Genomic DNA, 17,504 nt, shown 5'->3' on the forward strand with positions numbered 1-17,504 from the left:
AGCGTTCCCCTAAGCCTAAAAAGCTTAGGGGTTTCCTTTATAAGCGGGTTTGTCCTTGACTTTGGGGCGTTTTCATTGGGTTATAAAAAGGATCGCTTGAATAACGCTGATTTTATTTAGATTGTAAAAAACGCCTTTGAGTATTTTTTGTGATTAACGCTTGAAGTCAAAAAACTTTGTTTGGTGGAAAAAATTAAAAAAGTTTAGAAAAATAAAAGCTTTATGAAAAGTTAAAAAGCGAGTGAGAAGTCAGCGTAAAAAGATTAAACCCCCCTAAAAAGAGGGTTTAAAAAGGGGTTTAATGCTTTAGTAAGCAAACACATAGTTGAGATACACGCTATAAAGCCTTCTGTATTGCAAGGTAGTGCCTAGCAAAGAATAATAATTCGTGTTGATCGTGGGGATCTTCACGCCTAACTCCATGCCATGTTGCGTGCTATGTTCAGCGCCTCTCCTCTTATTTCTAGCGAGATTGGTCCTTAAGCCCAGATTGAATAAGAATTGGAAGTTAGAGGTGTTGATTTTAGCCTTATAGTAATTGTTCACATTCGCTAAATTCACATACTGAGAATTAAGCCATGAAGTCCCGGCTAAGGCGATACCGCCAAACGCGCCAAAAGAAATCTTATTGTGTTTAGTGGCTTTATCGTTGATAAAATTCACTAACAAATCGCTCCCCACGCCATAAGTCCAAACATCAGAAGAGGCGTTGAAAAATTGGGATTTGTTATAGGTGTGGTTGTAATCCACAAAGCCGTAATACCTTGCGCCCCATCGTTTGTTTTTCCCAAAGAATTGTTTATAGCCCACTTGAAAGCCGATCCCGTTCATCGCGCCGTTATTGGTGGTAGAAGCGGCGATTAAACCGGCGCGTCTGAAAGGGTTACTGCCGAGTTCTTGACTCCTAGATTGCACTTGAGAATGGATGTTGGAGTCAATATAGTAGTTATCCTGTATGCCTTGCGGGCTATTAGGGTTAGTCTTTTTGCTCACCACATTTTGTAAAGACTGCGCATCAGGCAAGCTTGAAATGGCCGCTGTGATGCTGTCATAGTGTTCGCCTAGCTTTTTATACTGGCCGCTGAAATTCGCTAAAGTGTAGGCGAGGTTGCGCGCGTTATGGATTCGCTCCGCTTGGTCGCCAAAATGAACGATGCTGTCTTTTAAATTCGTTACGGTCTCTCCCACATACGCGCAACCGGCTCCCCAAGTGTTATCAGTTACCGTGCCGGATGGCGTGCCACGGAGATTGCCGTCGCTACCCTTTTCATGACACACCCCTAAAGAGTCTTTTACAAAGGCTTCAGGGATTCTTTCAAAGTCTTTCACCACTGCTTGGGCGCGGTTTAAAATCTCCGCTTGCGCTTTAGCGTTAGTGAACATGCTTTGGGCGAAGTTGGCGTCTTTATAGGGGTTGAATGTCTTCCCGGTGTCTAGGTTGTGCTGGTTTTGCGCGTTTGCAGCAACGATTTTGGATTGCTCTACGGCTATTTCGGCGTTTTTGATCATGGCTTGAATCGCGCTGATTTCATTTTTAAAAATCCCGCACGCGCTCCCATCGCCTTTCAAATATATTCCTTCCCATAAACTACCACTACTCGCACCACCTGCACCACCATTATTGATCCATGGGCATGCGCTATTAAGGGTAGTTATAATGGTGCTAGCCTGTTCTAAAAGAACTTGAGCGTTATTTTTTGTAACAATTTCTTCTCCATTATTATTCGTATTCGTGTTTCCATTATTTTTATTGATTGTAAATTTGAGTTCTGTGTTGGTGTCGCCCAAGGCAGGAATATCTTTTCCGCTGCTCCCAAAAGCCTTTTGGATGATTTGATAGGCTTTATTGATTTTCGCGTAATTTTCAGTGGATAAAATGCTGTATGGTCCTGGTTCATAACCAGTAGTGCCACAAGTAATGGTAGTCCCTCCCCATTGATTTGATGGCGTGTTGTGGAAAGTTTGAACGCCTCCATTTTTGCTTGTGTCTTTACCGGGACCGCAAGGACTGATCGCATAGCTTATGACTTGCCACAACCCCGCTGCCGCATTCAAGGCTAAAAGCACCGCTTGATACGCCGGGGAATTCTTTTTATCATTGATTAAATTCTTCGCGCTCGCATTCAAATTGCCCCTTGCGTTGTTGATAGCGTTGGGGTCGGCGGACTGCCTGATGAGAGTGTTTAGGACGCTATAATTCGTTAAAAGATTGTTCAATCTTTCATAGCTGTCTGAGAGATCTTGAATGCCTTTAGTGTTTTTCACCATTTGAGCGGATTCGCCGATTTGATAGCCCGCACTCACAAAAAAGCCGTTGTCTTCAGCGCTTAAAGCGGAAACTAAAAGCGAACCTAAGGTTAATGACAGAAATTTTTTCTTCATGTTTTCTCCTTTACTTTATTAAAATAAGATTGATTTTGTCCGTAAATCTTGCAGAAATGTGTATTTAAGTAAGACCATATCGCAAGCTTTCGTTAATATAGTATAAATTAATGGGATTTTGATATTAATGAGGCATTTTTGCCCTTTCAAAAAAAAAAAAAAGGTTTTTGTAGCGTTTCTAAACAAATATTAAACCAATAAAGGTCATTTTAAAAGAAATGAGGTTGTTTGAATGGGGGGTAGCTATAAAAAAGGGGTTTTAACTTTGATTGTTTGGTTTGGTTGTCAAAAGGATTTTTTCTAAAAAATAAGATTTGATTGCTTGAGATTTGTTGTAAAAATGATTTTCTTAAGGAGATAAAAAGGTTTTGCAATCATTTCCCCCAAAAACTCAAGGGTTTTTTTAAAAAAAGCGGTGGTTTCAATAAAACGCTAATTTCTAAGAGCGTTCCCTAAGCCTAAAAAACTTAGGGTTTTGCTTTAAAAAGTGGGGTTATTTTTGAGTTTTGGGGCGTTTGCATGCGGTTAGTAAAAAAGCTTGGTGCGAGATCCTTACTCTTTTAAAAAGGCTTTGAGCGTTTCTTAAAACTATCATCAACGCTCTGTTAAAACAAAGCCTAGCCTAATATTAATCCCCTACATAAACTTGTCTTGGGCGTGTGATCCTGGCTTGCGGGCTTTTGACATGCTCTAAGAGTTGAGCGCACCAACCCACGGTTCTGCCAATGACAAACACCGGCGTGAAGAAACGCACCGGGATTTTTAAAGCCCTTAAAATCGTGCCGGAGTAAAAATCCACATTAGGGTAGAGATTCCTTTCAATGAAATACTCGTCTTTTAGTGCAATTTCTTCCACTTTGGCGGCGATTTCGCTCAACCTCTCGTCCATTTTAACGCCTTTTTTATGCAGTTCGTCTTTTAAACCTTTTAAGATTTTAGCGCGCGGATCGTAGCTTTTATACACCCTATGCCCAAAGCCCATGAGTTTGAAATTGTCGTTTTTGTCTTTCACGCGTGCGATGTATTTATCCACATTTTTCACATCGCCGATCTCTTCTAATTGGATAAGCACTTTTTCATTCGCTCCGCCATGCAAATGCCCCCACAAAGCGCTAATGCCAGCACTTATAGCGGCATAAGGATGCACGCCGGTGCTAGCGACATTCCTTACGGTGGTAGAAGAGGCGTTTTGCCCATGATCAGCGTGCAAAGTTAGGATTTTATCAAAGGCTTCCACTTCTAGGGGCGTGATTTCCACCTCGCCTTGAGTGGTGTGCTTTAAGCGGCTATAAGGATACCCTCTCAGCATGAAAAGGATGTTTTCCACATAAGAGCGCGCGATGTCCGGATAAATAATGGGTGCTCCCACTTCATTACGATAGCAAATGGCCGCAAGTGTGGGGATTTTAGCGACAATCCTTCTGGCCATAGTCTGGTAATCTTCTTCAGTGTGCATGTTTTGGTGCGTAGAATAAAGAGTAGATAAAATAGACACCCCGCTAGAGAGTTTCGCCATAGGGTGGGCGTTGCTAGGGAAAGCTGAAAACATGTTGAGTAAGCTCTCATGCACAAAGCTTCTGTGGCGTAGTTCCAGTTCAAATTCCAAGCTTTCATCTTGATTTTTGGGTAATTCCCCTGTGAGTAATAGCCTGCACACATCTACATATTTGTATTTGGCGACTAAATCCTCTATTCTGTGCCCTCTGTAATACAATTCGCCTTTTTTGCCATTGATATAGCTGATTTTAGATTGGCACCCAGCGGTGGAAGAATACCCTGGGTCGTAAGAAAAAAACCCGGTCGTTTCAAAAAGCTTGGAAAAATCCACCGCTTTAGGCCCACGAGTGCATTCAATCGTCTCAAATTCATAGCGTTCATTATTTTCATTATTGATTAAAGTAACAGACATTGTGATTTCCTTAAGTTTTGATAATATTCAACTCCTAATTATAAGCCAAAAAATTAAATGATTTTTTTTAAAACATTCGTTTTATTTCAAGTTATTCCTAACCGCTACTTTTAAACACGCATTCAAAAAAAGATTTTTAAGGGTTATATAGTATTTTTGCGCTAGTATAGTTACTCAAACTTTAGAAAAAGGATAAACAATGGCTTACAACCCTAAAATTTTACAAAAGCCTAAAGAGGGCGAAGAAATTACGATTAAAGACGGCAAATTGCATGTGCCAAACCACCCCATTATCCCTTTCATTGAGGGCGATGGCATTGGATCGGATATTACCCCGGCGATGATTAAAGTCGTGGATAGTGCGGTTCAAAAAGCGTATAAAGGCGAGAAAAAAATCGCATGGTATGAGGTGTTTGTGGGCGAAAAATGCTATCAAAAATTTAAAGATCACAAAGAATTAAGCCCAGAAGAGCAATGGCTCTTACCGGACACTATTGAAGCGATTAACCATTATAAAGTTTCTATTAAAGGGCCTTTGACCACGCCTATTGGTGAGGGGTTTAGATCTTTGAATGTAGCGTTACGCCAAAAAATGGACTTGTATGTGTGCTTGAGACCGGTAAGGTGGTATGGGAGTCCTAGCCCAGTTAAAGAACCACAAAAAGTGGATATGGTGATTTTTAGAGAAAATTCTGAAGACATTTATGCGGGCATTGAATGGCAAGAAGGCAGTGCGGAAGCGAAAAAACTCATCCATTTTTTACAAAATGAACTAAAGGTTAAAAAAATCCGCTTCCCTGAAAGCAGCGGCATAGGGGTAAAACCCATTAGTAAGGAAGGTACAGAGAGGCTAGTGAGAAAAGCGATTGAATACGCTATTGATAACGACAAGCCAAGCGTAACTTTTGTGCATAAAGGTAACATCATGAAATACACCGAAGGGGCGTTTATGAAGTGGGGCTATGCGCTCGCTCAAAAAGAATTTAACGCTCAAGTCATTGATAAAGGCCCATGGTGTTCTTTGAAAAACCCTAAAACCGGTAAAGAAATCATCATTAAAGACATGATCGCTGATGCGTTTTTGCAACAAATCCTCTTACGCCCTAGCGAATACAGCGTTATTGCGACCATGAATTTGAACGGGGATTATATCTCTGATGCGTTAGCGGCGATGGTGGGGGGTATTGGTATCGCTCCTGGGGCTAATCTCAATGACACAGTGGGCATGTTTGAAGCCACCCATGGCACCGCTCCTAAATACGCTGGGCTAGATAAAGTCAATCCGGGGTCTATTATTTTGAGCGCGGAAATGATGTTAAGGTATATGGGTTGGGTGGAAGCGGCTGATTTGATCGTTTCTGCTATGGAAAAAGCGATTAAAAGCAAGAAAGTCACTTATGATTTCGCTCGTTTGATGGATGGGGCTAAAGAAGTGAAATGTTCTGAATTTGCTAGCGTGATGATTGAAAACATGTGAAAGAGCGTTTTTAAGCTTTTAAATGGTGTTTGAATGCGAAAAAAGGCTAATACTATCATAAGGAATGAAGTTGATAAAATTTGTGCGTAATGTGGTTTTATTCATTTTAACGGCGATCTTTTTAGCGCTCATGCTTGTAGTGAGCTATTGCATGCCCCATTATAGCGTGGCTGTCATTAGCGGGGTGGAAGTCAAAAGAATGAATGAAAATGAAAACACGCCCAATAATAAGGAAGTAAAAACCCTTGCTAGAGATGTCTATTTTGTGCAAACTTACGACCCTAAGGATAAAAAAAGCGTAACCGTTTATCGTAACGAAGACACGCGCTTTGGCTTCCCTTTTTATTTTAAGTTTGATTCGGCTGATATTTCAGCCCTCGCTCAAAGTTTAGTCAATCAGCAAGTGGAAGTGAAATACTATGGTTGGCGGATCAATTTGTTTAACATGTTCCCTAATGTGATTTTTTTAAAGCCCTTAAAAGAGAGTGCTGACATTTCAAAGCCCATTTTTAGCTGGATTTTATACGCTTTGCTGTTAATGGGCTTTTTTATCAGCGCACGCTCTGTCTGCGCTTTATTCAAGAGCAAAGCTCATTAATTCTTTTAGGCTTTGTTGGAAAATCATAATGGGGTTATTGGAGCGTTTGTTAAAAAGCTCAATATAGGGCAAGCTGATGCTGTGAAAAGCGGCGTTGTTTTCCCTCAAATTGATAGCGATTTTATAGTCTAGTTGGTGGGATTTCAATAAAAAATCATTCAGTAAACAGTCATTGATCAAGCCCAAATTATCATGGCTAATCAAAAGCATTTTGGCTTTTAATTGTAGGGCAAAATCCAGCATGTTTTCTTCTAAAGTGATAGGCACGCATAGCCCCCCAGCCCCTTCAACGATGACTAAATCGTAAGTTTTGGTGAAATTTTGGAGGCGTTGGATTAAATGATTTATATCAATGGGGGCGTTTTGGTTTTCTTCTTGTTGGGCGATGATGGGGGCTGAAGCTTTATGATAACGATAGAATGAAATGTCTTTTAAGGTTAAAGAGCGATCTAAAAGGCGGTTATCTTGCAAGAACAGATGTGCGTCGCTAAAGTGGTTGGTTGCATCATTAACGCCTGTTTCAATGGGCTTTAATAGAATCGTTCTAACGCCACAAGCGTTGCAATATTGGGCTAATAGCCTAGCACATGTGGTTTTTCCGGCATTCGTGTTAGTCGCGCTGATAAAGAGCATGGTTTAACTTTTAAATTTAAAGTCATTACCTCTAAACTGATAAGTGCCCTCAAAGATTTGAGCTGTCAATACATTTTTAATTTGTGGTAACTTCACATTCTTTAGTGCTTCTCTTGGGACTTCAATGACTAATTGGTTTAACAATTGGTCGTTTAAAGGGTTATCAATATCAAAAATGAAACTTAAGATATTGTGGAGTGAGTTATAAATAACCTTGTCAATCAACGCATAAGTTAGTCTAACTCCCTCTGCTTGCTCAATAGCGGTAACGATGCTTTTAGATAGTCTAGGGCTGATGTTACCAAGCTGTGTCGCTAAATCTGTCGGCGAAATAAAGCAATACCCCGCATCGGTGTCTATGGTGTTAGCAATCAATGTCCTACTCACTTTTTTGCCTTGTCGCATAGCTTTAACAAGGTTATTGACTTTAATGTTGTGGTTGTAGCTTTGTTTAAATCTTTTACTCATAGCGCATTTTCGTTGTTCTCTTGTTTTAATTGCTTGTTGCTCCCAATTTTCTATCTCATCAATATTGAACGACTTTGGATACCCATACGCACGAACCCTACTTTGTGTCCTTTTAATAAATCCTTTAATTTCATTTTCAAATGTGTCTGTAAGGTTGCCAATATTGTGGGGCATATAAGTTGCTTTGATTTGTGTCTTGACAATGTCTTTAAAAGCTATACCATAATTGTCTTTTTCAGGGTTTTTCTCAAAGAATGTATAGACTTTGTTCTGTAATCTTGTGAGAGAGTGTGGTAATTCTTTAAGGATAGAGAATGTGATGTCGGTGAATTTAGCATCTACCTTACCAAATCTCTTTGGTTCAGCACTCACCAATTCCACATAATATCTGTCTTTATTATTATAGACACTATTTTGACAATAACAAATCGCCGCTTGATTGAATTGTCTCGCCCATAATAACAAATGGTTTCTTAAATAAAATGTGCTACTAGGTTCATTGACAAACACAAAAAAGCTAGTCTCTTTATCAGGTATTAGGGCGTCCTCGAGATTGTCTTTCCAATAACCGATTACTTGAATATAACCAATGAAGTCTCTCTTATTATCCAATAGCCTTTTTAGCTGTTGTGTCCTTTCCATATTGTCTTTTTGAGTGTAGCGGTATCTCTCAACAAATTCTTTACTAGACATAAGGTCTTTCATTGTGGTTTCACTTTTAGGGTTTAAGAATTTACTGACAAAAGACTTACCTAATGCTGTGGATAGTTTAAGAGCGATAGTCCTATACTCTCTCAAAAAGGCGTCAGCAAGATAAGAAGCGTCTATGGGGTTAGGGTCGTCATTCCAATTTTTAGCTACTTTGTCTAATTGAGATGCCTTATAACCGCTCTTATAAGCTTCTATCAATAATTCTCGTTCCTTTTCAGTAAAGTCTTTAATAAAAGCGTCTTTAAAAGGTCTAAACGCAGAGATAGTCCCAAAAGGTAGTCCGCTTTTAATTTTATTGACAATGCTATTGAGATTAGCGCTCCCAATGGTAGAGCCTTTAATAGTCTCTGTGTTTTGTTCTCTTTTAAGTCGTGAGAGTTCATCACCAAACGCATCTAATGTCGCTCTTAAAGATAGTCCCTCTTTTACCTTTACTTTAGGTTTATTTTGTCTAGCTAACTTCCTGTCCGCTAACGCTTTATCAATAGCCGATGTCAAAGAAGTGTGTCTTTTAGGTTCATCATCAACAAATTCTAAAAAATCGTAATTCAATAGCATTTTGTGTCCTTTTCTTTAAGCGAGATTGTAGCACTTTATCTTTGAGCTTTCAGCGGGTCATTAGGGTTTATTTGGTATAATACCAAAACTTCATTTAAGGTTGGTTCTTATGAATATTTTATTTGGGATTAGCGACACGCAAGAATGCTATAACGCTATTAAATTCGCTGTCAAATTAGCCCATTCGCTTAAAGAGGTCCGTTTCACCTTATTGCATGTGAGCATGGAAGTGTTTATTTATAGCGAAAGCGGGATGATGGATTACGGCCAGACAGAAGCCTTAGAAGAAGAAAAAGCTAAGGCTTTGTTAAAGCAATTTGAAGACGCTTTCAAAAAAGAAAACATAGAGTGCGAGAGCGTTCTAAAAAGCGGTGATTTGATTGATGTGGTTTTAGAAATGGCGAAGGATTATGATTTGTTATTGATTGGGGCGAGCGAATCCAATTTGTTGTATCGTTTGTTCATTTCACACCAAAATAGCTTGGTTGAACAATCCAGTATCCCTGTTGTGATCGCCAAGTAGCATGGATAAGCGGCATGAAAATGTGTAACATACCCACCCCCACCATGGCACAAGTGATCATGGTTGATGATCCCATTACGACAGCGGAATTTGTCATCTCTGCTTTGAGGGATTTTTTTGACAAGTCTTTAGAGGAGGCTCAAGCCCTCACATCAAGCATCCATCGTGATGGCTGTGGGGTTTGTGGGGTCTATCCTTATGATATTGCCAGGCATAGGGCAGCATGGGTTAAGGACAAAGCCAGAGCGTTAGAATTCCCTTTAAAATTATTGGTAGAAGAGATAAGATAATGGCTAAATTCAATCAAGATCTCAATGAAGTCCTAAACCGAGCTTTAAATTTAGCCTTAGATCTTAACCATGCCCTTTGCACCACAGAGCATGTGCTGTTAGTCATCTTAGAACATGAGAGCGGGGCAAAGATTATTGGCGCTTTAGAAAGAGATGACTACGATAAATTAAAACAAATCCTTAAAGACTATTTGTTGCAATATGTGCCTTTAAAGAGTGATCCAGCCAAAATGCCTGCCAGGAGTTTTGTGCTATTAAGAATGCTTAAAAGAATGTATGCGAGTGGTTTTGAGAGCGTGGGCGTGGAAGAATTGCTTATTTTAATGCTAGATCACCCCGATTGTTACGCTTCAAAACTCATGGATAGTTTTGGCATCGCTCGTTTGTATTCTAATCCTGCTTTATTGGATTTGGATAACCATGGTATTCCTAATGACATTAATGATAATGAAGAAGCGCCCAAAAACACTCCCCTAAAAAAATACGCTAAAAACTTGAGCGCTTTAGCCCAAGATAACGCTTTAGATCCAGTCATTGGCAGAGAAGAAGAGATTTTAAGAGTGATAGAAATTTTAGGGCGCAGAAAAAAGAATAACCCGCTTTTAATTGGCGAAGCGGGCGTAGGGAAAACCTCCATCGCTGAAGCTTTGGCTTTAAAAATCGCTCAAAAAGAAGTGCCGGAGTTTTTGCAAGAATATGAAGTCTATTCTTTGGATTTAGCTTTAATGGTGGCTGGGGCAAAATACAGAGGGGATTTTGAAAAACGCTTGAAAAAAACGCTCAAAGAAATCCAACAAAACGGCCACATCATTTTATTCATTGATGAAATCCACACCCTTTTAGGTGCAGGGAGCAGTAATGCTGGGAGCTTGGATGCGGCGAATATATTAAAACCGGTTCTAACGGATGGGAGCTTGAAATGTTTGGGAGCGACCACTTTTGAAGAATACCGCAGCGTGTTTGAAAAAGACAAGGCTTTTAATAGGCGTTTTTCAGTCATAAAAGTTGAAGAGCCTTCTAAAGAAGCGTGTTACTTGATTTTAAAAAAGATCGCTCCCCTTTATGAAGAACACCACCAGGTGCGTTATGATGAGAGCGTGTTTAAGGCATGCGTGGATTTAACGAGTGATTACATGCATGATAAATTCTTGCCGGATAAAGCGATTGAACTATTAGATGAGGTGGGATCGAGGAAAAAAATCAGCCCTAAAAAGGGCAAAAAAATTGGCGTTGATGACGTGAAAGAAACGCTCGCTCTCAAGCTTAAAATCCCTAAAATGCGTTTGAGCAGCGATAAAAAAGCCCTTTTAAGGAATTTAGAAAAATCGCTTAAAAATAAGATTTTTGCCCAAACCGAGGCGATTAGTCTTGTCAGCAATGCGATTAAAATCCAGCATTGCGGGCTTTCTTCTAAAAATAAGCCTGTGGGGAGCTTTTTATTCGTGGGGCCTAGTGGGGTGGGGAAAACGGAGTTGGCTAAGGAATTGGCCTTGAATTTGAATTTGCATTTTGAACGCTTTGACATGAGCGAATACAAAGAAGCCCATAGCGTGGCCAAACTCATCGGGAGTCCTAGCGGTTATGTGGGGTTTGAGCAAGGGGGGCTGTTGGTGAATGCGATTAAAAAACACCCGCATTGTTTGTTGCTTTTAGATGAAATAGAAAAAGCCCATTCTAATGTGTATGATTTGTTGTTGCAAGTGATGGATAACGCCACTTTGAGCGATAATTCAGGCAATCAGGCGAGTTTTAAGCATGTGATTTTGATTATGACTTCAAATGTGGGGAGTAAGGATAAGGACACGCTAGGGTTTTTTAGCGCTAAAAATACCAAGTATGATAAAGCCGTTAAAGAGCTTTTGACCCCTGAATTACGCTCCAGGATTGATGCGATCGTGCCGTTTAATGCGCTCAGTTTGGAGGATTTTGAACGCATTGTTTCTGTGGAATTAGACAAATTAAAAGCCCTAGCGCTAGAGCAAGACATAACCTTAAAATTCCATAAAGAAGTTTTGAAATTCATCGCGCAAAAAAGCTACCAAACGACTTTAGGAGCGAGGGAAATTAAAAAAATCATTCATAATGAAATCAAAACTAGATTAAGCGATATACTGCTCTTGCAATCGCTTAAAAAACCTTGTAAGATCGCTTGCTTGCTAGAAAAAAACCAATTGGTTTTAAAAGAAATCAAGTGCTTGCAAAAGGTGAAAGAAAATGACTTTTGAAATGCTTTATAGTAAAATCCATAGGGCTACTATCACAGACGCTAATCTCAATTACGTAGGCTCGATCACCATAGATGAGGATTTAGCCAAGTTCGCTAAGCTCAGAGAGGGCATGAAAGTGGAAATCGTGGATGTCAATAACGGCGAACGCTTCAGTACCTATGTGATTTTAGGGAAAAAAAGGGGCGAAATTTGCGTCAATGGTGCAGCAGCCAGAAAAGTGGCCATAGGCGATGTGGTGATCATTTTAGCTTATGCGAGCATGAACGAAGATGAAATCAACGCGCACAAGCCAAACATCGTGCTAGTGGATGAAAAAAACGAAATTTTAAAAAAGGGTTAGAGATGGATTTTAGTCAATTGGGTGGGTTAAGCGGGTTGTTAGACGGCATGAAAAAAGAGTTTTCCCAACTAGAAGAAAAAAATAAAGACACGATCCACACTTCCAAAAGCGGTGGGGGAATGGTGAGCGTGAGTTTTAATGGGTTGGGGGAATTAGTGGATTTGCAAATTGATGACAGCCTGTTAGAAGATAAAGAAGCGATGCAAATCTATTTGATGAGCGCTTTGAATGACGGGTATAAAGCCGTAGAAGAAAACCGAAAAAATTTAGCCTTTAACATGTTGGGGAATTTCGCTAAATTGTGATGCTTTATAAAGCCCTTATCGTTTTTATCGCTCTGTTGGGTTTTTTGAATGGCTTAGGGGCTTATGATTTCAAGTATTGTCAGGCTTTTTTTAAAAAAGCGAGCCTTCAAAAAGGGGGCGTGGCTTTAAAAGAACTGCCTAAGGGCGTGTATTTATATTATTCCAAAACCTACCCTAAACACGCCAAAGTCATCAAATCCGATCCTTTTGTAGGGCTGTATTTGTTACAAAGCGCGCCAAGCGAGTATGTTTATACATTAAGGGATTTGGACAAAGACGCCCTTATAAGGCCAATGGCTAGTATAGGGGATAAAGAAGCCACAGAAGTGCGATTATTGGTGGGGCAAAAAGGCTATGACCGCTACGCTCAAATTTCACAGAAAACCCAAAAAAATGGCGTTATCAGCAATATTTGCTATCAAATGTTAGGGCTAGGGGTAGGGGGGAACGGCTTTATAGAAACGAAATTTATCAAGCGCTTTTTAAACCAAAAAGAGCCTTATTATGGGGATATTGGGGTGCGTTTAGAAGAACATCATAAGCGTTTAGTGGTAGCGCAATTTGATCCCTTTTTCCCTAAAAACCCTTTTTTAAAAAACGATGAAATCCTAGCGATCAATGATTACAAGATCCATTCGTTAGCGGAGTTTGAATGGGTGGTGAGCAATCTTAAATACCAAAGCCTTGCCAAAGTGAGAATCAAACGAAACCACAAAATCAAAGAAGTAACGCTCAAAGTCAATAAGCGTTATGGGGGGTTTTTACTCAAAGACACTTTTTTAGAGCGCTATGGCATCGCTTTAGACGAGCGTTTTATTATCACTAAAATAGGCAATCATTTGCCCAAAGGCTTGGATTTTTTAAAGCTTGGGGATAGGATTTTATGGGTGAATCGTAAAAATGTGGCGTCCAACCCAAAGGCCTTAAGAGAAGCGTTAAGCGCGTCTAAAATTGAATTGTTAGTGTGGCGTAAAGGCTTTGAATTTTACATTAAAGTCCGTTGAAGTATTGATGAAAAATGACGCTTATGAGATTATTCTTTCTTGGTTTATCACGCCTCTCACGGCGATTCTAGGGCGTTTCGCTGAATTTTTCCTCTACACTTTGCATGCGCAATTGGTGTTTAATAGCGTGGTCGCTTTGGCGTTCATGCTCTTTGCTTATAGGAGTTTGAAAGAACAGAATTTCTTCAGCGCTAGCGCGCTTTTAGAAGCGTTATTATTTGTGGGGTTTTTTGCGCTTTTCAACTACGCTTTAAAAAATCCCATGCATTTTTATGAATTTTTCCAAAACGCTATTTTTATTGCGCCTAACATGATCACTCAAAGCCTTTCTCAAAGCTTGAGTAACTTTTCTAACCATGCGCTTTCTTTAGATTTTATCTTCAATCATGGTTTTTATGCCCTTAGTTTCATCAGCGATTTGAGCCATAACGAAATGTCTGTGTGGCTTTTTTTAAGCATCTTGCAAGCGCTTTTTTTGAGCGTTCTGTTTGCGATCATCATTTTAGTGTATTTGGAAGCGCATGTGTGGTGTTCTTTAGGGGCACTGTTTTTGGCGTTTGGGTTTTTCAAAACCTGGAGGAGCGTTGTGGTTATGTGCCTAAAAAAATGCTTCGCTCTTGGGTTTTACAAGCCTTTTTTGTTGTTGGTGGGGTTTTTGAATGTGTCGGTTACTAAGGCTTTAATAGACGCTAGCATGCAAGAAAAACAAGATTTAAGCCTTTTGTTGGTGGTAGCGTTATTTTTGTGTTGCGTTTTTATCATAGGCGTGCCTTTTTTCATCAACGCTTTGTTTAGGGTGCAAAACAGCCTTAAAGAAACTTACAAACTCGCCACCAATTTGAGCGCTAATCTTAGCCAAAATGCTCTTACTTCCTTACAATATATCACGACCTCGCCCGCTCCCTCTAGCGTTTCTCCTTCTACAAGCGGTAGCGTTTCTAAAGAAAAAGAAACGCATTCCCCCACATTTAAGGTAGAAACCACTCAATTAGATGTAAAAGTTCCAAATTTCAAGCAAAAAAAGGTTAAAAAGGATACAATAAATACAAAAAATGAAATTTAAATAAATAGGAATTTAATGAGAATTTTTTTTGTTATTATGGGACTTGTGTTTTTTGGTTGCACCAGTAAGGTGCATGAGATGAAAAAAAGCCCTTGCACATTGTATGAAAACAGGTTAAATCTCGCATGAAAGAAAAGCCTTTCAATAGCGAGCAGTTGATCTATTTAGAAGAGCTTTTAAGCCACCAAGAAAAGCATTTAGAAAACAAGCTTTCTGGTTTTTCGGTGAATGATTTGGACATGCAAAGCGTGTTCAGGCTGGAGAGGAACCGCTTGAAAATCGCTTATAAACTCTTAGGCTTGATGAGTTTTATCGCTCTTGTTTTAGCGATCGTTTTAATCAGTGTTCTGCCCTTACAAAAAACCGAACACCATTTCGTGGATTTTTTAAATCAGGACAAGCATTACGCCATTATCCAAAGAGCGGATAAAAGCATTTCCAGTAATGAAGCGTTGGCTCGTTCGCTCATTGGGGCGTATGTGTTAAACCGAGAGAGCATTAACCGCATTGACGATAAATCGCGCTATGAATTGGTGCGCTTGCAAAGCAGTTCTAAAGTGTGGCAGCGCTTTGAAGATTTGATTAAAACCCAAAACAGCATTTATGCGCAAAGCCATTTGGAAAGAGAAGTCCATATTGTCAATATTGCGATCTATCAGCAAGACAATAACCCCATTGCGAGCGTCTCCATTGCAGCTAAACTCATGAATGAAAACAAGCTGGTGTATGAAAAGCGTTATAAAATCGTGCTGAGTTATTTGTTTGACACCCCGGATTTTGATTACGCTTCCATGCCTAAAAACCCTACCGGCTTTAAAATCACCCGCTACAGCATCACTGAAATCACTAATAGGGGCGATTGATGCGTAAGGTTTTATACGCTCTTGTGGGCTTTTTGTTGGTTTTTAGCGCTTTAAGAGCCGATGATTTTTTAGAAGAAGCTAACGAAACAGCCCCGGCGCATTTAAATCACCCCATGCAGGATTTAAACGCCATTCAAGGGAGCTTTTTTGATAAAAACCGCTCCAAAATGTCCAACACTTTGAACATTGATTATTTTCAAGGGCAAACTTATAAAATCCGCTTGCGTTATGCGATGGCGACCTTATTGTTTTTTTCAAAACCTATTAGCGATTTTGTTTTAGGGGATAAGGTGGGCTTTGACGCGAAAATATTAGAAAGTAACGATCGTATTTTGCTCATCAAACCCCTACAAATTGGCGTGGATTCCAATATCAGCGTGATTGATAATGAGGGCAAGATTTTTTCTTTCTATGTGTTTTCTACCACTTTCACCAGCTCCAAACACCCTAATTTGCAGGTTTTCATAGAAGATAAAAATTATTATTCTAACGCTTTTTTGAAGCCCCAAAAAGAATATAAAGAAAATAAAGAAAATGCCCTTGAAAATGCCCCCACAAACAACAAACCCTTAAAAGAAGAAAAAGAAGAAACCAAAGAAAAAGAAGAAGAGACTATAACTATTGGCGATAACACCAATGCGATGAAAATCGTTAAAAAAGACATTCAAAAAGGCTACAGGGCTTTAAAAAGCTCTCAAAGGAAATGGTATTGTTTAGGGATTTGTTCTAAAAAATCCAAGCTCTCTTTGATGCCTAAAGAAATCTTTAACGACAAGCAATTCACTTATTTCAAATTTGACAAAAGATTAGCGCTCTCTAAATTCCCGGTGATTTATAAGGTCGTTGATGGCTATGATAACCCGGTAAATACTAGGATTGTGGGCGATTACATTATCGCTGAAGACGTTTCGGCTAAATGGACTTTAAGGTTGGGCAAGGACTATTTGTGTATCCGTTTTGTCAAAAAGGGTAAAGATGAATAAGTGGCTTAAGGGGGCGGTTGTTTTTGTGGGGGGTTTTGCAATGATTATAACAATTTCTTTAATCTATCATCAAAAGCCAAAAGCCCCCTTAAATAACCAGCCTAGCCTTTTAAATGACGATGAGGTGAAATACCCCTTACAAGACTACACTTTCACTCAAAACCCACAGCCAACCAACACGGAAAGCTCCAAAGACGCTACCATCAAAGCCTTACAAGAACAGCTCAAAGCCGCTTTAAAAGCCCTAAACTCCAAAGAAATGAATTATTCCAAAGAAGAAACTTTTAAGAGCCCTCCCATGGATTTAAAAACAAACACAACCCCCCCTAAAAAAGATTTTTCTTTAAAGCAATTAGATTTATTAGCCGCTCGCATCACCCCTTTCAAACAAGGCCCTAAAAATTACGAAGAAAACCTGATTTTCCCCATGGATAACCCTAAGGGCATTGATGGTTTTACTAACCTTAAAGAAAAAGACATCACCACCAATGAAAACAAGCTTTTACGCACCATTACAGCCGATAAAATGATACCCGCTTTTTTGATCACGCCTATTTCTAGCCAGATCGCTGGTAAAGTCATCGCGCAAGTGGAGAGCGATATTTTTGCTCACATGGGCAAGGCCGTCTTAATCCCCAAAGGTTCTAAGGTCATAGGCTATTATAGCAACAATAACAAAATGGGTGAATACCGCTTGGATATTGTATGGAGCCGCATCATCACTCCCCATGGCATCAATATCATGCTCACTAACGCTAAAGGGGCGGACATTAAAGGCTATAACGGCTTGGTGGGGGAATTGATTGAAAGGAATTTCCAGCGTTATGGCGTGCCGTTACTGCTTTCTACTCTCACTAACGGCTTACTGATTGGGATCACTTCGGCTTTAAACAACAGGGGCAATAAAGAAGGAGCCACCAATTTCTTTGGGGATTATCTTTTAATGCAATTGATGAGGCAAAGCGGCATGGGGATCAATCAAGTGGTCAATCAAATTTTAAGAGACAAGAGCAAGATCGCTCCTATTGTGGTGGTTAGAGAGGGGAGCAGGGTCTTCATTTCGCCCAATACTGACATCTTCTTTCCTATACCAAAAGAGAATGAAGTCATCGCTGAGTTTTTGAAGTGACTCAAAAATGCCAGTTTAAAAACGCTATAATAACCCTAAA

The 17,504-nt window shown here is 39.7% G+C and carries 17 protein-coding genes; 13 read left to right on the plus strand and 4 right to left on the minus strand.

Annotation, left to right across the window (positions count from 1 at the left end; all coding sequences use genetic code 11):
• Window positions 1-306: 306 nt before the first annotated feature.
• The gene (gene sabA, locus FIM66_RS01015) at window positions 307-2,382 is read right to left on the minus strand and encodes a Hop family adhesin SabA/HopD (protein ID WP_140599809.1); all 2,076 of its coding nucleotides are present in this window, start codon (window positions 2,380-2,382) and stop codon (window positions 307-309) included.
• A 628-nt stretch (window positions 2,383-3,010) separates the two neighbouring features.
• Window positions 3,011-4,291, minus strand: coding sequence for a citrate synthase (locus tag FIM66_RS01025; protein ID WP_079340061.1), 1,281 nt, complete (start codon window positions 4,289-4,291; stop codon window positions 3,011-3,013).
• Window positions 4,292-4,490: 199 nt separating this feature from the next.
• Between FIM66_RS01025 and icd the strand changes: the two genes are divergently transcribed.
• Window positions 4,491-5,768, plus strand: coding sequence for an isocitrate dehydrogenase (NADP(+)) (gene icd, locus FIM66_RS01030; RefSeq protein WP_140599810.1), 1,278 nt, complete (start codon window positions 4,491-4,493; stop codon window positions 5,766-5,768).
• A gap of 70 nt (window positions 5,769-5,838) precedes the next feature.
• A complete protein-coding gene (locus tag FIM66_RS01035) occupies window positions 5,839-6,366 on the plus strand; it encodes a DUF1523 family protein (RefSeq protein WP_017283493.1) in 528 nt (175 codons plus the stop codon).
• Here FIM66_RS01035 and bioD read toward each other — a convergent pair.
• Entirely contained in the window at window positions 6,343-6,999 is a 657-nt protein-coding gene (bioD, locus tag FIM66_RS01040; RefSeq protein ID WP_140599811.1) for a dethiobiotin synthase, read from the minus strand. The genes FIM66_RS01035 and bioD overlap by 24 nt on opposite strands.
• A 3-nt stretch (window positions 7,000-7,002) precedes the next feature.
• Entirely contained in the window at window positions 7,003-8,736 is a 1,734-nt protein-coding gene (locus FIM66_RS01045) for a hypothetical protein (RefSeq protein ID WP_140599812.1), read from the minus strand.
• A 109-nt stretch (window positions 8,737-8,845) separates the two neighbouring features.
• Between FIM66_RS01045 and FIM66_RS01050 the strand changes: the two genes are divergently transcribed.
• The 11 genes from FIM66_RS01050 to FIM66_RS01100 are packed head-to-tail and all read left to right on the plus strand — an operon-like array spanning window position 8,846 to window position 17,464.
• Window positions 8,846-9,259 carry a universal stress protein gene (locus FIM66_RS01050; protein ID WP_001023008.1) on the plus strand — a complete coding sequence of 138 codons (414 nt, stop codon included), beginning with the start codon at window positions 8,846-8,848 and terminating at the stop codon, window positions 9,257-9,259.
• Between the two features lie 14 nt (window positions 9,260-9,273).
• Window positions 9,274-9,549, plus strand: coding sequence for an ATP-dependent Clp protease adaptor ClpS (locus FIM66_RS01055; protein ID WP_140599813.1), 276 nt, complete (start codon window positions 9,274-9,276; stop codon window positions 9,547-9,549).
• Window positions 9,549-11,774 (plus strand): AAA family ATPase, encoded by a 2,226-nt coding sequence (locus tag FIM66_RS01060; RefSeq protein ID WP_140599814.1) that lies wholly within the window; start codon window positions 9,549-9,551, stop codon window positions 11,772-11,774. Before FIM66_RS01055 ends, FIM66_RS01060 begins: the two co-directional genes overlap by 1 nt.
• The gene (panD, locus tag FIM66_RS01065; RefSeq protein WP_140478563.1) at window positions 11,764-12,117 is read left to right on the plus strand and encodes an aspartate 1-decarboxylase; all 354 of its coding nucleotides are present in this window, start codon (window positions 11,764-11,766) and stop codon (window positions 12,115-12,117) included. Before FIM66_RS01060 ends, panD begins: the two co-directional genes overlap by 11 nt.
• 2 nt (window positions 12,118-12,119) lie before the next feature.
• Window positions 12,120-12,422, plus strand: a complete 303-nt coding sequence (locus FIM66_RS01070) for a YbaB/EbfC family nucleoid-associated protein (RefSeq protein WP_000347926.1) — start codon at window positions 12,120-12,122, stop codon at window positions 12,420-12,422.
• The gene (locus FIM66_RS01075) at window positions 12,422-13,426 is read left to right on the plus strand and encodes a PDZ domain-containing protein (RefSeq protein WP_140599820.1); all 1,005 of its coding nucleotides are present in this window, start codon (window positions 12,422-12,424) and stop codon (window positions 13,424-13,426) included. The genes FIM66_RS01070 and FIM66_RS01075 overlap by 1 nt, the downstream gene beginning before the upstream one ends.
• Before the next feature lie 7 nt (window positions 13,427-13,433).
• Window positions 13,434-14,489, plus strand: a complete 1,056-nt coding sequence (locus FIM66_RS01080; protein ID WP_140599815.1) for a type IV secretion system protein — start codon at window positions 13,434-13,436, stop codon at window positions 14,487-14,489.
• Window positions 14,490-14,504: 15 nt separating this feature from the next.
• Window positions 14,505-14,618, plus strand: a complete 114-nt coding sequence (locus FIM66_RS01085) for a hypothetical protein (protein WP_001217873.1) — start codon at window positions 14,505-14,507, stop codon at window positions 14,616-14,618.
• Window positions 14,615-15,352 (plus strand): VirB8 family type IV secretion system protein, encoded by a 738-nt coding sequence (locus tag FIM66_RS01090; RefSeq protein ID WP_000660523.1) that lies wholly within the window; start codon window positions 14,615-14,617, stop codon window positions 15,350-15,352. The genes FIM66_RS01085 and FIM66_RS01090 overlap by 4 nt, the downstream gene beginning before the upstream one ends.
• Window positions 15,352-16,335 (plus strand): TrbG/VirB9 family P-type conjugative transfer protein, encoded by a 984-nt coding sequence (locus tag FIM66_RS01095; RefSeq protein WP_140500960.1) that lies wholly within the window; start codon window positions 15,352-15,354, stop codon window positions 16,333-16,335. The genes FIM66_RS01090 and FIM66_RS01095 overlap by 1 nt, the downstream gene beginning before the upstream one ends.
• A complete protein-coding gene (locus tag FIM66_RS01100) occupies window positions 16,328-17,464 on the plus strand; it encodes a DNA type IV secretion system protein ComB10 (protein ID WP_140547947.1) in 1,137 nt (378 codons plus the stop codon). Before FIM66_RS01095 ends, FIM66_RS01100 begins: the two co-directional genes overlap by 8 nt.
• The last annotated feature ends 40 nt before the right edge of the window (window positions 17,465-17,504 follow it).

This window comes from Helicobacter pylori (assembly GCF_006439795.1).
Classification (GTDB): domain Bacteria; phylum Campylobacterota; class Campylobacteria; order Campylobacterales; family Helicobacteraceae; genus Helicobacter; species Helicobacter pylori_CR.